Here is a 19,829-nt window from a genome sequence, read left to right as displayed (position 1 = left end):
TCCCGGGCCAACCGCCGCCGTGTGATCCCTATTCCCGACCGGATTACAGGGTTATTCGCGCAGCTCCCGGCGCAGGATCTTGCCGGTCGTGGTCTTCGGCAGCTCGTCGACCAGCTCGACCGTGCGCGGGTACTTGTACGCGGCCATGTTCTGTCGGCAGAACTCGACCAGCTCGGCGGGGCTCGCCGACTTCCCGGGCAGCAGCGACACGAACGCCTTGACGGTCTCGCCGCGGTAGGCGTCCGGCACTCCGACCACGGCCGCCTCGCGCACCGCCGGATGCGTGTAGAGCACGTCCTCGACCTCGCGCGGCCAGACCTTGTACCCGGCGGCGTTGATCATGTCCTTCTTCCGGTCGACCAGGTAGAACCATCCGTCCGGGTCCATGAAGCCGACGTCGCCGGTCCGGAGCTCGCCGCCCGGGATCGCCTCCGCGGTCGCGTCCGGCTTGTTCCAGTACCCCGGCACCACCTGCGGGCCGCGGATCGCGATCTCCCCGACCTCGCCGACCTCAGCCTCCTCGCCGTCGTCGCCGAGGATGCGGACGACGGTGTTGAACACCGGGACGCCGATCGAGAGTGCGCCGGACGCGGGGTCCACCGGCGCCGCCGCGCCGTACGGCACCGCGTGCGAGGGCGAGTTCGTCTCGGTCAGCCCGTAGATGTTGTGGATCTCCAGCCCGGTTCTCGTCCGCAGCCGGTCCCGGACGGCCGGCGCGATCGGAGCGCCCCCGGAGTAGGCGATCGTCAGCGACGCGAAGTCCTCCCGCGTGGCGTCCGGCTGGTCGGCGAGGCTGATGAACACCGGAATCGCGGCGACGGTGAACGTCGGCCGGTGCTCGCGGATCGCGTCCAGCACCACGCCGGGGTGGAACCGGTGGGCGAGGATCAGCGGACAGGGGACGAGCAGCGCGATCCCGACGTGCCCGACGAGGCCGGTGATGTGGAACAGCGGCGCGACGCCCAGCACGCGGTCCGCGGGCGTCAGCGCCATCCAGTCCCGGTAGGTCTGGCTGTTGAACGCCAGCGTGCGGTGGGTGTTCATCGCACCCTTCGGCACGCCGGTCGTCCCCGACGTGTAACTGAGCACCGCGACGTCGTCGGGGGCCGGGTCCGCCAGTGGGGGAGACTGGCCCTCGTGCTGGTCGAGTAGGTCGACCAGGTCGAGCGCGTCCTCCACCACCGGCTTCACGACGTGGGCGAACAGCCGTGGGTCCACGCGCTGCTGCCAGTCCAGCGCGGACGCGGTGATCACCAGCCGGACGGCGGTGTCCCCGGACGCGACCACCGTTCGCCCGACGTCGGAATAGAGATCGTCCAGGCAGAGCAGCGCGGTGGCTCCCGAGTCGGCGAGCAGGTACGTGAGTTCGCGGTGCTTGTTCATCGGGTTGATCGCCACCGCGATGCCGCCGGTCTTCCAGGCGGCCAGCAGACCGATCACGAACGCCGGGTTGTTCTGCAGGTACAGCGCCAGCCGGTCGCCCGCGCCGAATCCGCGGTCGAGCAGGGCGACCGCGAGGGCGTCCGACGCCCGGTCGACCTCCGCCAGCGTGAGGACGCCGTCGAAGTACCGGATCACCTCGGTGGCCGGTGCTTTGGCCACCGAGGCGCGGAAGAGGTCGAGCATCGTCGCGTGGTCCGGAACCAGATCGGCCGGTCTGTCTTCCCCGTACTGCGCGAGCCACGGCCGGTCGCCGTAACCGCTCATTTGATCGCCACGGGGTTGACCGGCGCGCCGGTGGCGCGTGCCACCTTCAGCGGGGCCGCGACGTAGAGGAACGTGTACTGCCGGTCCTCGGCGCAGCTCGCGGCGAGCTTCTCCAGGTCGCAGATCTCGGTCAGCGCGATGCCGAGGTCACGCATGAGCGCGCAGTGCAACGGCAACGCGACGCCCGAGACCGGGTCGGTGGTGACCTCGTTCGCGATCGTGTCGGTCACCAGATTCGGGATCTCCTTCTCCTGGAACCAGCGGACCAGTTCGGGGGAGTAGGTCAGCCCCGGCTCGCAGAACCCGTCGTAGAACGCCTCGCCCTGCTCGTAGAAGAGGCGCAGGAAGTTGGTCCGGATGATCACGATGTCGTGGGGCTCGATCGTGTGGCCCTGCTTGGCCGCGCACTCCTCCAGGTCGGTGTGGGTGAACGTCTCCGCCTTGTCGAGGTTCTCCTTGCCCCGGAACCGGGCCATGTCGAGCAGGACACCCCGGCCGACGACGCCGCGCTCGGCGATCGGCTGCACGCTGGCCTTGTCCAGTCCCCCGACGGTCGTGCGGGCGTCGTAGCCGTTCCAGATTTTGCCGTCGTACCAGACGTGACCGAGCGCGTCGTACTGCGTCGAACCCTGGAGGAACGCGTCGATCTTGTCGTCGGCGTAGTGCAGGCCGCCGGGGAACGTCGGCGCCTCGTCGGTGTCCCAGGTGGACTCGTCGAGCAGCATCGTCCGCTTCGCCGGCGCCCGGCCCGGCCAGACCGGGTCGCCCTGGGGGTGACCGATCAGGCGCTGCAGCGTGAAGACCGTTCCGGAGCGGATGTGAGCGGCGCCGCGGAGAACCTCGGCGGCGGTGAGGTGGTTGAGTGCGCCGACCTCGTCGTCGTCACCCCACCGGCCCCAGTTGGATGGCGTATCGCGCAGCAGGTCGGTCATCGCGGGGACGTCGGTCATCGGGCACCCTCCGGTCTCGACGGTGAGACGGCTGACTCCAAACGCATCTCACCGTCACACGCCTGTTTCGCGCTGTCAACGAAACGGGCAATCGGGTATCCCGGTGACCGAACAACTCAGGTCGCGATGCGCCGGAGCGGCTCGACGTCACCTCCGCATGCCTATGCGGGTCGCTCCCAGACCGAGACGTGCTTCGTGCTCTCGCTCGTGAACGGGCGCCGGTCCCAGTCGTCCCAGCGGTGCAGCGGTCGGAGACCGGCGAGTTCGGCCATCAGGTCCAGCTCGGCCGGCCACACGTACCGGAACGGGATCGAGCGGAACTCGCCCGGCCCGACGTAGTTGGAGCTCATCGCCTGGGTCGCGGTGTCGTAGCGGTCGAAAGCCCAGCGGTCGGGCTCGTCGAGGAACGGCACCATCGTCTGGCCGGGTGGCAGCAGCCGCAGACCCGGAACGCCGACCTCGACGACGAAACGGCCGCCGGGAGCCAAGTGCGCGGCGGCGTTGCGGAAGCACGCGACCTGAGCCGCCTGCGTGGTCAGGTTCATGATCGTGTTGAAGACGAGGTACCCGAGCGCGAACGAGCCCTCGACCCGAGCGGACGTCATGTCGCCGATCGTCACCGGGATGTCGTCGCCGCCCGGCTTCGCGCGCAGACGAGCGACCATCGCGCGGGACAGCTCGATGCCGTGGACCGGGACGCCCCTGGCGGCGAGCGGGAGCGCGATCCGGCCGGTGCCGATCGCGAACTCCAGCGCCGGGCCGCCGGCGGCGAGGTCGGCCAGCACGTCGACGGTGGCGCCGACGACCTCGGGGTGGAACTCCGCGCTCCCCGGATCGTCGTAGTCGGCCGCGACGCTCTCCCCGAAGTATCCGTCCTCCACGGTCGGCACCGTACTCCCGCCGGGGCCGCGCTCCGAACCGTTTACCGCTGCGCTCGCGCAGTGCTCAGGCTCACCACCTTCGCGGCCGACGCCCTTCCCCGGCTCGGGATCCGCAACTTTCGCGAGGCAGAGTTCCCTCGATGACCAGCGCCCGACCGACCTGGGAGCCCTGATGTCCGTGGAGATCCGCCCGTTGCGCCACCCGGAGGAGTCCGGGCGTGCGCTCCGGACGTTCTTGAAGGCGATGGTCGGACTGCCGCCGGCGATGCTCGACGCGGATCCGGCGGAGGTCCTGGAGCCGGGGCGGTACCTGGGCGCGGTCGTGGACGGTGCGATCGTCGGGGGCGCGGACTCGTACACCGGTTGGCTGGTGGTCCCCGGTGGGCGGCGGCTGCCGCACGCCGCGGTGACGCACATCGGCGTGCTGCCCACGCACACTCGCCGGGGGATCGTCACCGGGCTGGTCTCGCGGCAGCTCGAGGACATCGCGGCCCGGGGTGAGCCGGTGGCGACGCTGCGTGCGTCGGAGGCGGTGATCTACGAGCGCTTCGGGTACGGGGTGGCGAGCTGCTCGGCGGAGTACCGGATCGCCCGGCGGCGGGCGGTGCTGCGGGAGTCGGTGCCGACCGGTGGCCCGGTGCGGCTGGTGGAGGTCGGCGAGGCCGGCGAGCTGCTGCCGGAGATCTACGCCGCGGCCGGGTGGGTCGGTGCGGTGCGGCGGGCCGATCAGTGGTGGGTGTCGCACCGGCCGGGGCCGGGCGCTCAGCTGGCCGTCCACGGTCCGGAGGGGGCGGAGGACGGCTACCTGGTCTTCCATCCGGTGAACACCGCGGAGTGGTGGAGCGGCGCCGAGCGGACGATCGTCGTCGACGATCTCGTGGCGCACACGCCGGAGGCCTACGCCGGACTGCTGCAGTACCTGCTGCGCGTCGACTTGGTCGACACGATCGTGCTCGGCGGCCGTCCGGTCGACGACCCGCTGCCGACGTTGTTCCGCGACCGCCGCGCGGTCACGGTGGGCAGCATCCGGGACGAGACGTGGCTGCGGCTGGTGGACGTCGGCGCGGCGCTCGCCGCCCGCAGCTACTCCGATGCGGCCCCGGTCACGATCGAGGTCACCGACGACGTCCTCCCGGCGAACACCGGCCGTTACCGGCTCGACGGCAGCCGCACCGACGACCCGGCCGATCTCAGCCTCGACGTCGCCGCGCTGGCCGCGGTCTACCTCGGCGGCACCCGCTGGTGGCAGCTCGCGCTCGCCGGCCGGGTCGCCGAACACACCCCGGGCGCGCTGACCAGGGCCGACGACCTCTTCGCCACGCCGCGGGCGCCCCACTCCGGCACGATCTTCTAGGTGCCGTGGCGGACGATCAGGAAGTCGAAGCCGTCGTCGAGGAAGTAGATCTTCGACCAGGAGAGCGGTCGACCACCGGGTAGGTACTGCACCTGGTCGAGCAGCAGGTACAGCCCGCTCGGGCTGCGTCCGGCACCCCACCCGATGCCGCCGTCGAGCACGGCCCGGACCTGGCAGACCGCTCGCTCCGGCAGCGCGTTGACGCGCGCGAACCGCTCGAAGATCGACCCGGTCAGGTCCTCGGCCGTGAGGTCGTCGGGTAGCACGTCTGTGGCCACGACCGAGTAGTCGAACGCCACGGTCCGGTCGTCCGAGGTGATCTCGCGCTCGATCTCGAACACCTCGGCGGTCGGGCCGCGCTCCAGCCGCCGTGCCTCCTCGGGCGTCACCGGTCGACGGTGGCGCAGCCGGTACGTGGCTCCGGGACGATGCCCCTGCTGCGCGATCAGGTCGTGCAGCGACCGGAGTTCCTGCAGGCCGGCCCGGATCGACGAGTTGTACCGGGTGACGTAGGTCCCCGAACCGTGCCGGGTCTCCAGCAGGCCGGCGCGCTGCAACTGCAGCAGCGACGCTCGCATCGTGTGCCGGCTGACCTGGTACTCGGCGGCGAGCTCGGCCTCGCTCGGCAGCTGGTCGCCGGTCGACCACTCGGCTCCGACGCGCTCGCGTAAAGAGGCGGCGATCACCTCGGGGAGCGCGGTGGCGCGCACCGGACGTCTGGCGATGATCACACTCCTACCTGCGGAAACCGTACGCACGTTAGCCTAGCGATTCGTGGACTCCTTCAGTTGTTCAATCACTGATCGAATCCGTATGCTGCCGGACGCATAACCCATACTGCTGGTAGGAGAACTCTGGAATGCGGTCACGTCGTCACGCCAAGTTGTTGGCCCTCGGGCTGGGCGCTGCCCTCACGGCGTTCGCCGCCACTGGCTGCAGCTCTTCCAGCGACTCCGGAGCGTCCGGGGACAAGCCGCTGATCGTCGTCATCACCCCGAACCCGGTCGGCGTCAACGAGTTCCTCAAGCTCTCGGTGGAGGGCTCGAAGGCCGCGGCGAAGGCGCAGGACGCCGACGTCAAGGTCTACGAGAGCACCGACCCGACGAGCATCTCGCAGAACCTGCAGGCCGCGATCGACCTCAAGCCGAAGCTCATCGTGACGATCAGCTTCAGCTTCGACGACCTGATGAAGACCGCGCCGGTCGACAACCCCGACCAGCAGTTCCTCCAGGTCGACTCGTGCCCGGAGAACCCCGCGAAGAACCTCACCTGCGCCCGGTTCAAGGAGTACGAGGCGGTGTACCTGGCCGGCGTCGAGGCCGGGCTGCTGACCAAGAAGAACGCGATCGGCGCGGTCGCCGCGCTCGACTCACCGTTCATCCACCGCTGGACCGACCCGTTCGGCGAGGGCGCGAAGTCGGTGAACCCCAAGACGACGTTCAGCCCGCTGTTCGTCGGCGGCAACAACCCGTTCAGCGACCCGGCGCGGGCCAACGCCCAGGCCGACACGCTGGCCCAGAAGGGCGTCGACTACGTGATGGCGGCCGCCTCGGCGGGCAACACCGGCGTCTTCCAGGCCGCGAAGGCCGGCGGCTTCTTCGCGTTCGGCGTCGACGTCAACCAGTGCGGCGAGGCGCCCGGCGTCGTCGTCGACAACGCGACCAAGCGGGTCGACGTCGCGATCGAGAACGCGGTCAAGGCAGTCTTCGACGGTAAGCCCGGTGGCGTCACGGAGTACGGCCTGAAGGAGAACGGCGTCGGCCTGACCGGCCTGGAGGACGACGCGGCGTCGTCCGGCTGCGTCATCACCCAGCACCCGGACGTGCTCGCGAAGGTCAAGGAAGTCCGCGACCAGATCGTCTCCGGAAAGCTCGTCGTGAAGGACCCCGCGGCCGCATGACCGAGGTCCGCGTGCACCTCGCCGGGATCACCAAACGGTTCGGCCGGGTGGTGGCCAACGACGACGTCGACCTGGAACTGCGGGCCGGCGAGGTGCACGCGGTCGTCGGCGAGAACGGCGCGGGCAAGTCGACGCTGATGTCGGTGCTCTACGGCAGCGCGCGCCCGGACGCCGGACGCATCGTCGCGCGCGGCACCGACGTCCGCTTCGACTCACCGCGGGACGCGATCGCGGCCGGTATCGGCATGGTCCACCAGCACTTCCAGCTCTTCGAGAGCCTGTCGGTCACCGACAACGTGATCTACGGCGCCGAGCCGACGCGGCGCGGGCTCCTCGACCGGCGCCGGGCCCGGGAGCGGGTCGGCGCGCTGGTCGAGGAGTACGGGTCGCCGCTCTCGCCGACCGCGGCGGTCGGCACGCTGCCGATGGGGCTGCGCCAGCAGGTCGAGATCTTCAAGGCGCTCTACCGTGGCGCCGACGTGCTGATCCTGGACGAGCCGACCGCGGTCCTCACCCCGGCCGAGACCGCGCTGCTGTTCACCTCGGTCCGCCGACTCGCCGCGCAGGGTACGGCGATCGTCCTGGTCACCCACAAGCTGGACGAAGTGATGCAGGTCAGCGACCGGGTCACGGTGCTGCGGCAGGGCGCGGTCGTCGCGTCGATGGAGACCGCGTCCACCACGCCGGCGGCCCTCGCCCAGGCGATGACCGGGCGGGACATCGAGACCGCGACGAACGACGAGCCCGCCGTGGTCGGCTCCGCCGTTCTCGAGGTGACGGACCTGCGGATCCCGGCCGAGGGGACGCGGGCGGCCGTCCACTGCGAGCGGCTCGAGGTCCGGGCCGGAGAGATCGTCGGGATCGCCGGAGTCGCCGGCAACGGCCAGAGCGAGCTGGTGCAGGCCGCGGTCGGCCTCCGGCCCGCGTCCGGAACGGTCCGCATCGCGGGAGCGGACGTCAGCCGGGCCGACGTCCAGGGCCGCCGCGCCGCCGGACTGGCGTACGTGCCGGAAGACCGGGGTGCGGTCGGGTCCGCCCGGAGCCTGAGCATCCGGGACAACCTGGTGGTCGGCCACTACCGCACAGGCTGGCTGAAGCCCGCGGTGCTGCGCCGCTTCGCCGCCGAGCTGATGACGCGGCACGACGTGCGGGGCGCCGGGCCCGACGCGTCGATGGCTTCGCTCTCCGGCGGCAACGCCCAGAAGGTCGTGCTCGCCCGTGAGCTGGCGCACCGCGCGCCGCTGCTGGTCGCCGAGAACCCGACCCAGGGCGTCGACGTCGGGGCGATCGAGTACATCCACCGCGAGCTGCTGGCCTACCGTGCCGCCGGGCACGGCGTCCTGCTGGTCTCGAACGAACTGAGCGAGCTGATCGCGCTGGCCGACCGGGTGCACGTGATGGTGGACGGCCGGTTCGTCGCCGCGTTCGAGCGCGACGAACTCTCCGAACAGCATCTCGGTGCGGCGATGACGAACGCGGCCGGAGCCGCGGCCGTGACCGCCGCGCTCGCGCCGCCGACGGAGCCGGCCGGCCCCGCCGACCCGGCGCACGCGGCCGACCCGGCGCACGCGGCCGACCCGGCCGGGGCGGAACGTTCGGCGGTCGTGGCCGCCGCGGAGGAGGAAGGACGCGCCGATGGCGACGCTCGCGCCTGACCGGCCGACGGTGGCCGCGAGGCTCCGCCGCGCCGGCGGACGGGCCGTGACCGGGGCGGCGTTACCGGCGCTGCTGGCGTCGCTCGTCGTCGGCGCGATCGTGCTGCTCACCGCCGGGACGAACCCGATCACCGGGTACGAGGCCCTGGTCCGCGGCGTCCTGCTCGACACGAACCTGCCCTACCTGGCGGCCGCGTTCGCGCCGATCCTCGGGATGGCGGTGAGCTTCGCGATCCCGCTGCGGATGGGGGAGTTCAACCTCGGCGGGGACGGCCAGCTCGTGCTCGGTGGCATCACCGCCGCCGCGGTCGCGATGGCGATCCCCTCCTGGGGGCTGGCCGGCTTCGGCGTGGCCGCAGTCGCCGGTGCGGCCGCCGCGGCGCTCTGGGCGGCGCTCGCGGTCCCGCTGGCCCGGTACGGTCGCGTGCCGGTCATCATCTCGACGCTCCTGCTCGGGTTCCCCGCGGTGTCGTTCGCGTCCTATCTGGCCCGCTACCCGCTGACCGACAAGGGCACCGGCATCCCGCAGACGCCCCGGCTGCCGGACGCGATGCACCTGCCCGCCCTGCCGGTGAGCGCCTACGTCAACCTCGGGCTGGTCGTCGCGGTGCTGGTGCTGGCCGCGTACTGGGTCGTCGACGCCCGGACCGGCACCGGTCTCCAACTGCGGACGCTCGGCGCGAACCTCCGCTTCGGGCAGTACGTGGGCATCGACGTCGGCCGCCGGGCCACCGGCGCGCTCGCCGCCAGCGGAGCGGTCGCGGGCCTCACCGGGGCGCTGATCGTGGCCGGTCCGCCGTACCGGTTCATCGACGGCGCGCTGGTCACGCCCGGCTACACGTTCACCGGCGTCACGGTCGCCCTGATCGCGTCCGGGCGCCCCGCCGGGCTGCTCGCCGGTTCGGTTCTGTTCACCGCACTCCAAGTGGGGGGCACCGGGATGGAGCGCGACGTCGGCATCCCCCGGCAGCTCACCGCGATCATCCAGGCGTCGGTCGTGATCACGTTCGTGCTGATCGTCGCGGTGCGCGCGTACCGGAGCCGCACCCGGGCAGGTGCCCGGTGAACGTCTTCACGCTCGGGTTCGTCGCCGCGGTCCTGATCGCGCTCGCCCCGGTGCTGCTCGCCGCGCTCGGTGGTGCACTCTGCGCGCGGGCCGGCGTGTTCAACATCGGCCTGGAAGGCCAGATGCTGCTGGGCTGCTTCACCGCGGTGGCGGTGAGCGCAAAAACCGGCAGCGCGCTGCTCGGCGTCCTGGCGGCCGTCGGCGCGGGAGTGCTCACCGCGCTCGTGCTGGCCATCGGCGCGATCCGGCTCCGCGCCGACCCGATCGTGCTCGCGATCGGCACGAACCTGCTCGCGGTCGGCCTCACCGGCTTCCTGCTCCGCTCGGTGCTCGGCACCAGCGGCACGTACAGCAGCCCGGATCTGGCCGGTCTGACCCGGCTCGGCGACACCTGGGTCGGCTCGATCCCGGTCCTGGGCGACGTGTTCCGGAGCAGCAGCTGGATCGTCGTGCTCAGCCTGCTGGCGGTGCCGGCGCTCGGCTTCTTCCTGGCCAGGCACCCGGCCGGTCTCCGGCTGCGCGGCATCGGCGAGAACCCGGACGCCGCCCGCAGCCTCGGCGTGCGCGTCTCCCGGTACCAGCAGACGGCGATTCTGGTCGCCGGTGCGCTCTGCGGCCTGGCCGGTGCGCAGCTCGCTCTCGGCAACGTCCAGCTGTTCAGCGAGCAGATGACGGCCGGACGGGGCTGGGTGGCGGTCGTCGCGGTCATGCTCGGCCGCGGGCGGCCCTGGCTCGTCCTCGCGGCCTGCGTCGTGTTCGGCGCCGCCGAGGCGTTCGGCTTCCGGCTGCAGGGGCTCGGGCTTCCGCAGCAGGCCACCGACGCCGCCCCGTACGTCATCACACTGATTGCGCTGCTGCTCACCTCGGCCGTTTCCCGACGCAACCCCGTACCTGCAGGAGGCACCCGATGAACTCCCGCCGCGCCGTGGTCGTCGACACCGACACCGGTATCGACGACGCGCTCACGCTGGTCTACCTCGCGGCGGTCGGCGGCGTCGAGCTGGTCGCCTGTACCGCCACCCACGGCAACTGCTCGACCGCCGACTCGGCGATCAACGTCGGGCACGTGCTGGGTCTGTGCGGCCTCCCCGACGTGCCGATCCACCTCGGACGACGAGGGCCGATCAGCGGCAAGGAACCGCGGTACTCCCACCGCGTGCACGGCCACGACGGCCTGGGCGACCTCGGCATCCAGAAGCTTCCGAGCACGCCGAGAGACGAGCCGGCCGCCGAGGCGCTGGTCCGGATCGCCGCGGAGCGGCCGGGCGAGGTCGATCTGCTCGTGCTCGGGGCGATGACGAACGTCGCCGACGCGATCGCGATCGACCCGCTGGTGCTCACCCGGTACCGATCGGTCGTGGTGATGGGCGGCTCCGGGCCGTACCAGCCGGCCGGCACGATCCTCGAGGTCGACGCGAACGTGGACGCCGACCCGCAGGCCGCCGAGGTGGTCTTCGGCGCCGAGCGCGGCCACCTGGTCATGGTCGGCGTCAACGTCACGTCGCCAGCGATCCTCGACGAGCGGTTCCTCGCGACGCTCGCCGCGCAGCCCGGCCCGGTGACGTCGTTCTGCACCGCGATCCTCAGCTACTACCTGGACTTCTACCAGGAGAAGTGGGGTCGCCGGATCTGCTCGGCGCACGACCCGCTCGCGGCCGGCCTGCTCCTCCACCCGGAGTGGATCAGCGCCTCCGCCGACGGGCCGGTCAACGTGCGGGACGACGGTTACGCGGTCCGCGCCCGGCTGATGCGCACCGCGGTATTGGAACTTCCCGCGTTCCCGCTGGTCGACACGCCGGACACGCACGTCGTGCTCGACGTCGACCAGGCCGCGTTCCTGGCCGAGTTCACCGAGGTCATGGCCAACGCGGACGCCCGCCTAACAGTCCAGTAGGAACCGCTCCAGCACCTGGACGCCGAACTCCAGGGCGTCGACGGGCACGCGCTCGTCGACGCCGTGGAACAGCGCGCTGAAGTCGAGCTCCGGCGGCAACCGCAACGGAGCGAAGCCGAACGTCCGGATGGTGAGCCGGGCGAACGCCTTCGCGTCGGTGGCCGCCGGGAGCAGGTACGGCAGCAGCCGGGCATCCGGGTCCTCGGCGGTCACCGCGCGGGTCATCGCGTCGACGAGCGGCCCGTCGAACGTCGTCTCCCAGGACGGCAGGTGGCGCCACTCCGCCTCGATGCCGGGCCCCAGCACGTCGACCAGCTCTTGTTCGAACGCGGACAGGCGACCGGGCAGCACCCGGCAGTCGATCTCGGCCGTGGCGATCGACGGCACGACGTTCGACTTGTAGCCCGCCCGGAACATCGTGACGTTCGCGGTGTCGCGGAGGGTCGCGCCGATCAGCCGGGCGAGCGGTCCGAGACGGGCGACGGTCGCCTCCGGATCGTCCGGGTCGAACGTGCTCCCGAGCAGGTCGGCCGCGCCGGTGAGGAAGCCGCGCACCGGGTCGGTGAGCAGCAGCGGAAACCGGTGCCGGTCGAGCCGCGCGACCGCGTCGGCGAGGCGGGCGATCGGGTTGTCCGGGTGCAGCAGCGCGCCGTGCCCGGGTACGCCGTGGGCGGCCAGCCGGAGCCAGAACGACGTCTTCTCCGCGACCTGGATCAGGTAGGCCCGGTGGCCGCCGAGCGTCACCGAGTACCCGCCGACCTCGCTGATCGCCTCGGTGGCCCCGGCGAACAGGTCCGGCCGGTGGTCGACCAGCCACTGCGCGCCGAGGCGTCCGCCTGCCTCCTCGTCGGCGAGGAACGCGAAGATCAGGTCCCGCGGTGGCGCGGTGCCTTCGCGGCGGAACTGCCGGGCGAGCGCGAGGGCGGTGGCCACCGTGCCCTTCATGTCGACCGCGCCGCGTCCCCAGACGTAACCGTCGCGGACCTCGCCGGAGAACGGGTGCACGGACCACTCCGCCGGGTCCGCGGGAACGACGTCGAGGTGGCCGTGCACCAGCAGCGCACCGCGGCTGGGGTCCTTGCCGGGCAGCCGCACGACGACGTTGCCCCGGCCGGGCGCACCGGACTCGACGTACGTGGGGTCGTAGCCGACCTCGGCGAGCATCCCGGCCACGTACTCCGCGGCCGCCCGCTCGGTGCCCGGCGCGTGCGGATCGCCGACGTTCGTGGTGTCGATCCGGATCAACGCGCTGGTGAGCGCCACGACCTCGTCGACAGCGCGCAGCCGGCTCACGAACTCGAACCTACGCGAGTCGGCGCGGACGGTTCGACGGCGATCGGAAGGGCTGACCCTTCGGCGCACGTCGACTACGTCCGGACGCCGGTGTCTTGCATCCGCCGCCGTTGACTGGGTCAATAGCAGTGTGCGGAAAACTACGTCGATCGGGCATTCGTCCTCGCCCTCGTCCGCGCGTCCTGAGTAGGCAGGGCAGATGCGGCGCTACATCCTGACCGGAGCACCCGGAGGCGGGAAGGCGACGATCGCCTACGCCCTGGCGCAGCGCGGCTACCCGGTGATCGGCGAAGCGGCGACCGACGTGGTCGCTCGCGAGCAGGAGCGGGGTGTCGAGGAGCCGTGGCGGGAGCCCGGTTTCGTCGACGCGGTGATCCGGCTCCAGCAGCAGCGGCAGCAGAAGGCACCGTTGGACGGCGGCGCGATGCAGGTCTACGACCGGTCGCCGATCTGCACGCTGGCGCTGGCGCGGTACCTGGAGTTGCCGGTCACCCGGGAGTTACGCGCCGAGGTCAACCGGGTCGTGCAGAGCGCGATCTACCAACCGATGGTGTTCTTCGTCCAGCGGCAAGCCGACATCGAATCGACGTCCGACGGGGAGGTCGACCCGGCTGACCCGGTCACTGTCGCCACCCCGGCCAGCCCGGCCAACCCGGTCGGCTCCGCCACCCCGGTTGGCCCGGTCGGCTCCGCCACCCCGGTTAGCCCGGTCGGCTCCGCCGACGTCAAGCGGTTCGAGGAGCTGCACCGGGCCGCCTACGAGACGTGTGGTTACGAACTCGTCGACGTCCCGCCCGGCGCGATCTCCGACCGGGTCGACCTGATCGACGAGGCGCTTCAGGCCGACGACGTGCGCTACTCCGAGGAAGCCTGGAACTTCTGAGCCGGTACGCGGCTCGAAGTGCGGGTTCGTCGCAGTCGTTCCAGAATGGTCGTTGGGGGCGCACCCGGTTCGAGTGTGAGTGGTGAGTTCGTTTGGACGAGAAGGTCGGATCAGACGTCGACGGATACTCCGTCGTCGCCGGGCACTGGCCGCTGGCCGGTCCGTTCAGCCCAGTCAGGACCGCCTACGCCGCGCAGGCGCTGCGGTCGCTGGTGGCCTACCTCGGGCACGCGGTGGCCACGGTCGAAGGGCTGGGCAGCAGGCAGGACGCCGATCGTGTGCTCGCCGCGGTGGGCGAGGCGCTGACCGGGCTGCCTTCGGTCGCGGTGGTGGCGGAGAAGCGGAGGCCGTCGCTGGGCGACGGATGACGGCCCGGGGTGGGGCGCCGCGGCGCCCCACCCGGGCTCCGATGATCGTTCCCGCCAGCCGGGCCGACCGCCGGGGAGCTAGGAAAGCCGCTCGGTAGGGATCTTCTGACCTGCCTCGACCGCCACCGGGAGCCGGTTCTCCGCCGGGGGCAGCGGGCAGGTGGCCAGGTCGGTGTAGGCACAGGGCAGGTTCGCGGCGCGGTTGAAGTCGAGGGTCACCGTGCCGTCCGCGGCCGGCGCGTCGACCGACAGCGAACGGTTCGCGGCGTACGTCGTGACGCCCGACGTCTCGTCGGTGAACAGGATCGACAGGGTGCCCGGTGCCCTGCCGTTGAACGCGGTGAGGGTCAGGTCCCGGCCGTCGAGCGTGAACCGCACCTCGCCGGGCGCGTCGTAGACGTGCTGCAGCCCTTCGACGGCCGCGCCGACCGTGGTGCGTCGCGGCTGGTCGAACGCCACGTACCGGCCGGTGACGACCCACCGCGGGTGCGGCGGGTAGGTCGGCGTACCGGCGAAGGTCACCCGGAGCGAGTTGTCCGGGTGCCGCGGCCGGACGATGTCGTGCCCCCCGCGCTTGGCCACCTCGATCACGGCGTCGCCGGCCTTCGGGAACAGGCTCGCGCGCTCCGCGATCACCCCGAACTCATGGCGGCCGGTCACGGTCTCGCCGTTGATCTCCAGGTGCTCGCCGGGGGCCAGGCCGACGACGACGCCGCCCGGACCGGTCGACCACTCCCCGGGCGCGTCCGCGAAGCGCTGCGGGGTCTCGTCGAGCCAGTTCAGGCTCGTGATCGCCAGGAAGCCGTGCGGGTCGGCGAGCACCCGCTCGTGCTCGGCCTGCCACGCCTCCCACTCCTGGGTGAAGGCCTCGCTGACGGTGTCCGACGCGGTCATGACACGCTCCCCACAGCTCATACAAACCTATAGGTGAACTATGCTATCTCGGATCCGAGGTGGTGCCGTCGGCCTCCGACGTGCGCACGGCACCTAGGCTCGGTGCGTGCGCTCCGCTGTCGTCGCTCTCCTGCTCCTGGGCCTGCTCGCGACGGTGGGCTGCAGCCCGACCGCGACGGATCCCGCCTCCGCGCCGTCGGCCGCGCCGAAGCCGGGGCTGACGTTTCTCGGTGCGACGACGCTGCCGCGGGCGTCGCAGGTCGAGGCGACCACGGTCGGTGGACTCTCCGGCATCAGCCGCGACCCGCGGACCGGCACGTACTACCTGATCAGCGACGACCGGTCGGAGCGCGATCCGGCCCGGTTCTACACCGCGACCGTCACCGTGACCGCGGACGACGTCCAGGCCCGGCTGACCGGCACGAAACCGCTCCGGCGCGCCGACGGGTCGACGTTCCCGTCGCTCGCCTCCGGTGAGGTGCCGCCCGATCCGGAAGGCATCGCGGTCGACCCGCGCTCGCGGAACCTGTACTGGGTCGACGAGGGGGAGCGCAGCGACTTCCTGGAGAACCCGTCGGTCCGGGTGGCGACGCCCACCGGAAAGTTCGTCCGCGAACTGGAGATCCCGCAGTCCCTGCGGATCGACAGCGGCACCGGGCCGCGCCGCAATCAGGCGCTGGAAGGCGTGTCGTTCACCCCGGACGGGCGTCAGCTGTTCACCGCGATGGAGGAGCCGCTGCGGCAGGACGGTCCGAACCCGACCGCGGAGGCCGGCGCGCCGACCCGGATCACCCGGTACGACGCCGGTCGCCTGGCCGCTCAGTACCTGTATCCGCTCGAGCCGCTCTTCGCCGAGCCGCGCGAGCCGGATTCGGCCGCGACCAACGGGCTGTCCGACCTGGTGGCGCTCGGGGACGGACGGTTCTTGATGATCGAGCGGGCCGCGGTCCCCGATCGGCTGCGGATCGGGGTCCGGATCTACCTGGCCGAGGTCGGCCGGGCGACCGACGTTCTCGGCCGGGACTCGGTGCGCGGTGCGACGCCGATGACGAAGACGCTGCTCCTCGACCTGGACGACGCGCCGGGCCTGCGCGTCGACAACTTCGAGGGAGCGACGCTCGGCCCCGAGCTGCCGGACGGGCGCCGGACCCTGCTCCTGGTGTCCGACGACAACTTCCACTGGGCGCTGACGTCCCAGATCGCCGCGTTCGCACTGACCGGCATCTGACCTAGCCGGAGCAGCGGTCCGTGGGCTCGCCGATCTTCACCACGGTGAGCCGCACCCGGGTGGAGCGCGCCGGGCGGCTACCCGGCGTGACCGATTGTTGGACCACCACCCAGTTCCGGTCCACCAGCTGGCGGCGCCCCTGCCCGCTGCCGTCCACCGACGAGAGCACGTAGAACCCCGCGGCCTGCAGGGCGTCCTGCGCCGCTTGCAGGTCCCGGCAGACGACGTCCGGGACGACGCCGTCGACGGGCGCGTGGCTCGGGGCGCCGTCGGTGGGTTTGCTCACCCGCAGCGTGATCTCGGTGGACGGTGCGACGCGGCTGCCTGCCGCCGGCTCCTGGGTCCGGACGACCCAGTTCTGCCTGCTCAGTACCGTGCGGTTCCGGCCGGTGGCGTCGACCACCCGCGGATCGTCGAAGCCGAGCGCTTCCAGTTGCCGCTCGGCGTCCGGAAGGCGGGCGCCGGCCAGCCGCGGCACCGTCACGGTGCCGCGGCCCGACGACCCTCGCGTTGCCGACGGCCCCGGATCCGACGGCTGGGCCGTCGAGTCCTGGGCCGAGTCCTGGGCCGTCGAGTCTCCGCCCTGCTGGGCGATGGAGATCAGCAGACCGGCGCAGCAGGAGAGCGCCAGGACGACGAGCACGGCGACGACCAGCAGCCAGGGACCGCGGTTGTGCGAGCGAGGTGGCCCGTAGCTCATCGCGTCCCCCACGGATCGTCAGCGTGCGTCTCCACTATGTATCGGATGCACGATCCGCGGGGACCAGCAGCTACTCGGCGAGACGGGTGAGGACCGCTGAGGCCAACGAGGCCGACGAGGCGGGGTTCTGGCCGGTGTACAGGTTCCGGTCGACGACGACGTGCGGCTGCCACGCCAGGCCCTCGTCGAACTCCGCACCGAGAGCGGTCAGACGGTCTTGCAGGAGCCAGGGCGCCTTGTCGGCCAGCCCGGCCTGCGTCTCCTCGGCGTTGGTGAACCCGGTCAGCCGATAACCGGCGAACGGCGAGGTTCCGTCTTCGCGCCGGGCCGCGAGCAGTGCGGCCGGGCCGTGGCAGACGACGGCCAGCGGCTTGCCCGAGTCGAGTGTCTCGGTGAGCACGCGGCCGGAGTCGGCGTCGACAGCGAGGTCCTCCATCGGGCCGTGGCCGCCGGGGTAGAATACCGCGTCGTACGCGGCGACGTCGATCGACGCCAGGTCGAGCGGAGCCTTCAGGTCGATGATCGCCGTCAGCTCCGGCTCGACGTCCTTGCCGTCGTTCACCTCGGGAGCGAGGCTGGCGCGGTCGACGACCGGCTCGACGCCGCCGGGGGACGCGAACACGACGCGGTGGCCGGCCTCGGTGAACGCGCGGTAGGGCGCCAGCAACTCCTCGGCCCAGTACCCCGTGGGGTGGGCCGTACCGTCGTTGAGCGTCCAGTGCCGGGCGCCGGTCAGCACGAACAGAATGGTCGACATGGAATACGTCCTTTCGTCGCCTTCGACGGTAGGCACGGATCCATCAGGCGGAAAATAGGATCGCCGATGTGAGCGATCGGAAAACTGATGGCGGGCTCGACCTCGGTCAGCTCCGCACCTTCCTCGCGGTCTACCGCGCGGGCTCGCTGACCGCGGGTGCCCGCCTGGTGGGCTTGGCCCAGCCGACCGTGACCGCGCAACTGCGGGCGCTGGAGGCCACGCTCGGGCGGCGGCTGTTCGAACGGCTCCCGCGCGGCGTCGCGCCGACCGCGGTCGCGGACGAACTGGCCGCGCGGCTCGCCGCACCGATGGACGCGCTGGAGGCGATCGCGTCCGGCTCCGGGGTGAGTGCACCGGAGCCGCCCGTGCACCTCGGCGGGCCCGCCGAAGGGCTGGCCATGCTCGTCCTCCCGGCGCTCACGCCGCTCCTGGAGACCGGCGTGCGCTTGCGCGTGGTGGCCGGTCTGGCCGACGACCTGCTGGCCGGGCTGCGGGCCGGCGTGCACGACCTGGTCCTCTCCGCGGTCCGGCCGCGCGGGCGTGGCCTGCAGGCCGCCCCACTGGCGGACGAGGAGTTCGTGCTGGTCACTTCACCGGCGCGGTACGAGCGTCTGGACCGGGACGCCCTGGCCACCGATCCGGTGGCCGCGATCGCGGAGGAGCCGCTGGTCTCCTACGCCGAGGATGTGCCGATCCTGCGCCGCTACTGGCGGCACGTGTTCGGCACCCGGCTGACCGCGGATCCGGCGCTCGTCGTTCCCGACCTGCGGGCGGTCGCGTCCGCGGTGGCGGCGGGCGCGGGCGTGAGCGTCTTGCCGCGGTACCTCTGCGCGGCCCAGCTCGCCGACGGGACGCTGATCGCGGTGCTGGAGCCCGACGATCCGCCGATCAACACCCTCTACCTGGTCCGCCGCGTCGGAGGGCCGGCGCATCCGCACGTGACCGCGGTCCACGATGCACTCGTGCGGGCCGCGGCGGCTTGGTAGGTGGAATGCTTCTCTGCAGCCGCGGAGTCTGGAGCCGGCCGCAGAGAAGAGGTGTCGCATGACGGAACAACGAGTAGTCGTCGTCGGCGCGAGCCTGGCGGGTGGCACCGCCGCCCTCGCGCTGCGCGAGCACCAGTTCGACGGGTCGGTGACGCTCGTCGGCGCGGAGCACCAGCCGCCGTACGAGCGTCCGCCGCTGTCGAAGGCGGTGATGCAGGGCGAGCGTGACCAGCCCGACTGGGTGCTGGCCGACGGCGCCGAACAGGCCTGGCGCGAGCGCGGTGTGACGCTCCGGGCGGGGACGCGGGCGGTCGGCGTGGATCCGGCCGCCCGGACCGTCACGCTCGACGACGGGGACGTGCTCGCCTACGACACGCTCGTCCTGGCCACCGGCGCGGAACCGCGGCGGCTACCGATCCCGGGCGCCGAGCGCGCCTTCACGTTGCGCTCACTCGACGACGCGCTCGCGATCCGGCGCGCGGCCCGGTCCGGTGGGCGGGTGGCGCTGATCGGGGGAAGCTGGATCGGCTGCGAGGTGGCGGCATCGCTGCGACAGCAGGGGTGCGACGTCGAGATCGTGGAGAAGGCGCCGAGGCTGCTCCCGGCCCTCGCCTCCGACGCGGTGAGCGAGCGCCTCCTGCAGCTGCACCGGTCGAAGGGCACGGCCGTGACGCTGGGCGCGGACGTCATCGAGGTCACCCCGGACGGCGTCGCGCTCGCGGACCGGTTCGTCGAGGCGTCGGTCGTCGTGCTGGCCACCGGCGTCGCGCCGCGTCTCGACCTCGCGCGGGCGGCCGGGCTCGCGGAGGTCGCTGGCGGAGTGGCGGTCAGCGCGACGTTGCGCACCTCGGATCCGAACATCGTCGCGATCGGAGACATCGCGGCGGTCGACCATCCGGTGTACGGGGCTCCGGTGCGGGTCGAGCACTGGGACGTCGCGCAGCAGCACGGGAAGTACGTCGGTGGGGCGCTCACCGGCGCGGCGCCCGAGCCGTACTCACGGGTGCCGTACTTCTTCTCCGACCAGTACGAGCTCGGTTTCGAGTATCGGGGCTGGGTGGACCCGCGCGGGCCGGAGCCGGAGGTCGTCGTGCGCGGTGCGGACCCGGCCGGCTCCTGGTACGTGTTCTGGCTCGTCGGGGGCGCGGTCCAGGCCGTGCTCAACGCGAACGCCTGGGACGACAGTGCGCCGCTCTGGAAGCTCGCGAACGAGCGGCCGGTCGTGTCGCCGGAGCGGTTGCGCGATCCGGAGGTGCCGCTGACCGAGCTGTTCTGAGGGGGCGGCGGGCCGTCCGGCACCGCGTTCGGAGCGG

At 72.0% G+C, this 19,829-nt stretch carries 19 protein-coding genes; 11 read left to right on the top strand and 8 right to left on the bottom strand.

The window, feature by feature from the left end:
• Positions 1–51: 51 nt before the first annotated feature.
• The 3 genes from ABEB28_RS08715 to ABEB28_RS08705 form a co-directional block, all read right to left on the bottom strand.
• Positions 52–1,707, bottom strand: coding sequence for a class I adenylate-forming enzyme family protein (locus ABEB28_RS08715; RefSeq protein ID WP_345727465.1), 1,656 nt, complete (start codon positions 1,705–1,707; stop codon positions 52–54).
• Complete coding sequence (locus ABEB28_RS08710; RefSeq protein WP_345727464.1) at positions 1,704–2,657, bottom strand: cyclase family protein; 954 nt, start codon at positions 2,655–2,657, stop codon at positions 1,704–1,706. The genes ABEB28_RS08715 and ABEB28_RS08710 overlap by 4 nt, the downstream gene beginning before the upstream one ends.
• Positions 2,658–2,818: 161 nt before the next feature.
• Positions 2,819–3,538: a class I SAM-dependent DNA methyltransferase gene (locus ABEB28_RS08705; RefSeq protein WP_345727463.1), complete on the bottom strand. Its 720-nt coding sequence runs from the start codon at positions 3,536–3,538 to the stop codon at positions 2,819–2,821.
• A gap of 172 nt (positions 3,539–3,710) precedes the next feature.
• On the opposite strand from ABEB28_RS08705, the gene ABEB28_RS08700 reads away from it, so the two are divergent.
• Entirely contained in the window at positions 3,711–4,892 is a 1,182-nt protein-coding gene (locus ABEB28_RS08700) for a GNAT family N-acetyltransferase (RefSeq protein ID WP_345727462.1), read from the top strand.
• On the opposite strand, the gene ABEB28_RS08695 is transcribed toward ABEB28_RS08700, so the two are convergent.
• Positions 4,889–5,623, bottom strand: a complete 735-nt coding sequence (locus tag ABEB28_RS08695) for a GntR family transcriptional regulator (protein ID WP_345727461.1) — start codon at positions 5,621–5,623, stop codon at positions 4,889–4,891. The genes ABEB28_RS08700 and ABEB28_RS08695 overlap by 4 nt on opposite strands.
• Positions 5,624–5,751: 128 nt before the next feature.
• Between ABEB28_RS08695 and ABEB28_RS08690 the strand changes: the two genes are divergently transcribed.
• The 5 genes from ABEB28_RS08690 to ABEB28_RS08670 are packed head-to-tail and all read left to right on the top strand — an operon-like array spanning position 5,752 to position 11,407.
• Positions 5,752–6,792: a BMP family ABC transporter substrate-binding protein gene (locus tag ABEB28_RS08690; protein WP_345727460.1), complete on the top strand. Its 1,041-nt coding sequence runs from the start codon at positions 5,752–5,754 to the stop codon at positions 6,790–6,792.
• Positions 6,789–8,447 (top strand): ABC transporter ATP-binding protein, encoded by a 1,659-nt coding sequence (locus tag ABEB28_RS08685; protein WP_345727459.1) that lies wholly within the window; start codon positions 6,789–6,791, stop codon positions 8,445–8,447. Before ABEB28_RS08690 ends, ABEB28_RS08685 begins: the two co-directional genes overlap by 4 nt.
• Positions 8,428–9,513 (top strand): ABC transporter permease, encoded by a 1,086-nt coding sequence (locus tag ABEB28_RS08680; protein ID WP_345727458.1) that lies wholly within the window; start codon positions 8,428–8,430, stop codon positions 9,511–9,513. Before ABEB28_RS08685 ends, ABEB28_RS08680 begins: the two co-directional genes overlap by 20 nt.
• Complete coding sequence (locus ABEB28_RS08675; RefSeq protein ID WP_345727457.1) at positions 9,510–10,424, top strand: ABC transporter permease; 915 nt, start codon at positions 9,510–9,512, stop codon at positions 10,422–10,424. Before ABEB28_RS08680 ends, ABEB28_RS08675 begins: the two co-directional genes overlap by 4 nt.
• Positions 10,421–11,407 carry a nucleoside hydrolase gene (locus ABEB28_RS08670; RefSeq protein WP_345727456.1) on the top strand — a complete coding sequence of 329 codons (987 nt, stop codon included), beginning with the start codon at positions 10,421–10,423 and terminating at the stop codon, positions 11,405–11,407. Before ABEB28_RS08675 ends, ABEB28_RS08670 begins: the two co-directional genes overlap by 4 nt.
• On the opposite strand, the gene ABEB28_RS08665 is transcribed toward ABEB28_RS08670, so the two are convergent.
• Positions 11,393–12,700 carry a M20/M25/M40 family metallo-hydrolase gene (locus ABEB28_RS08665; RefSeq protein ID WP_345727455.1) on the bottom strand — a complete coding sequence of 436 codons (1,308 nt, stop codon included), beginning with the start codon at positions 12,698–12,700 and terminating at the stop codon, positions 11,393–11,395. The genes ABEB28_RS08670 and ABEB28_RS08665 overlap by 15 nt on opposite strands.
• Positions 12,701–12,899: 199 nt before the next feature.
• Here ABEB28_RS08665 and ABEB28_RS08660 point away from each other — a divergent pair, with 199 nt between their 5' ends.
• Positions 12,900–13,583 (top strand): AAA family ATPase, encoded by a 684-nt coding sequence (locus ABEB28_RS08660; protein WP_345727454.1) that lies wholly within the window; start codon positions 12,900–12,902, stop codon positions 13,581–13,583.
• A 92-nt stretch (positions 13,584–13,675) separates the two neighbouring features.
• On the top strand, positions 13,676–13,951 hold the full coding sequence (locus ABEB28_RS08655; RefSeq protein WP_345727453.1) for a hypothetical protein: 276 nt from the start codon (positions 13,676–13,678) through the stop codon (positions 13,949–13,951).
• Between the two features lie 78 nt (positions 13,952–14,029).
• Here the strand turns inward: ABEB28_RS08655 and ABEB28_RS08650 are convergent, their stop codons facing one another.
• On the bottom strand, positions 14,030–14,845 hold the full coding sequence (locus ABEB28_RS08650) for a DUF1684 domain-containing protein (protein WP_345727452.1): 816 nt from the start codon (positions 14,843–14,845) through the stop codon (positions 14,030–14,032).
• 106 nt (positions 14,846–14,951) lie between these two features.
• Here ABEB28_RS08650 and ABEB28_RS08645 point away from each other — a divergent pair, with 106 nt between their 5' ends.
• Positions 14,952–16,073, top strand: a complete 1,122-nt coding sequence (locus ABEB28_RS08645) for an esterase-like activity of phytase family protein (RefSeq protein ID WP_345727451.1) — start codon at positions 14,952–14,954, stop codon at positions 16,071–16,073.
• A gap of 1 nt (position 16,074) precedes the next feature.
• Here the strand turns inward: ABEB28_RS08645 and ABEB28_RS08640 are convergent, their stop codons facing one another.
• Together ABEB28_RS08640 and ABEB28_RS08635 are read right to left on the bottom strand one after the other, a co-directional pair.
• The gene (locus tag ABEB28_RS08640) at positions 16,075–16,785 is read right to left on the bottom strand and encodes a PASTA domain-containing protein (protein WP_345727450.1); all 711 of its coding nucleotides are present in this window, start codon (positions 16,783–16,785) and stop codon (positions 16,075–16,077) included.
• Positions 16,786–16,843: 58 nt separating this feature from the next.
• Positions 16,844–17,530, bottom strand: a complete 687-nt coding sequence (locus ABEB28_RS08635; protein ID WP_345727449.1) for a type 1 glutamine amidotransferase domain-containing protein — start codon at positions 17,528–17,530, stop codon at positions 16,844–16,846.
• A 68-nt stretch (positions 17,531–17,598) separates the two neighbouring features.
• Between ABEB28_RS08635 and ABEB28_RS08630 the strand changes: the two genes are divergently transcribed.
• Entirely contained in the window at positions 17,599–18,516 is a 918-nt protein-coding gene (locus tag ABEB28_RS08630) for a LysR family transcriptional regulator (protein WP_345727448.1), read from the top strand.
• Between the two features lie 58 nt (positions 18,517–18,574).
• Entirely contained in the window at positions 18,575–19,792 is a 1,218-nt protein-coding gene (locus tag ABEB28_RS08625; protein WP_345727447.1) for an NAD(P)/FAD-dependent oxidoreductase, read from the top strand.
• Positions 19,793–19,829: the final 37 nt, after the last annotated feature.

This window comes from Cryptosporangium minutisporangium (assembly GCF_039536245.1).
Lineage (GTDB): Bacteria > Actinomycetota > Actinomycetes > Mycobacteriales > Cryptosporangiaceae > Cryptosporangium > Cryptosporangium minutisporangium.
This window is presented reverse-complemented; position numbering and strand designations above follow the sequence as displayed.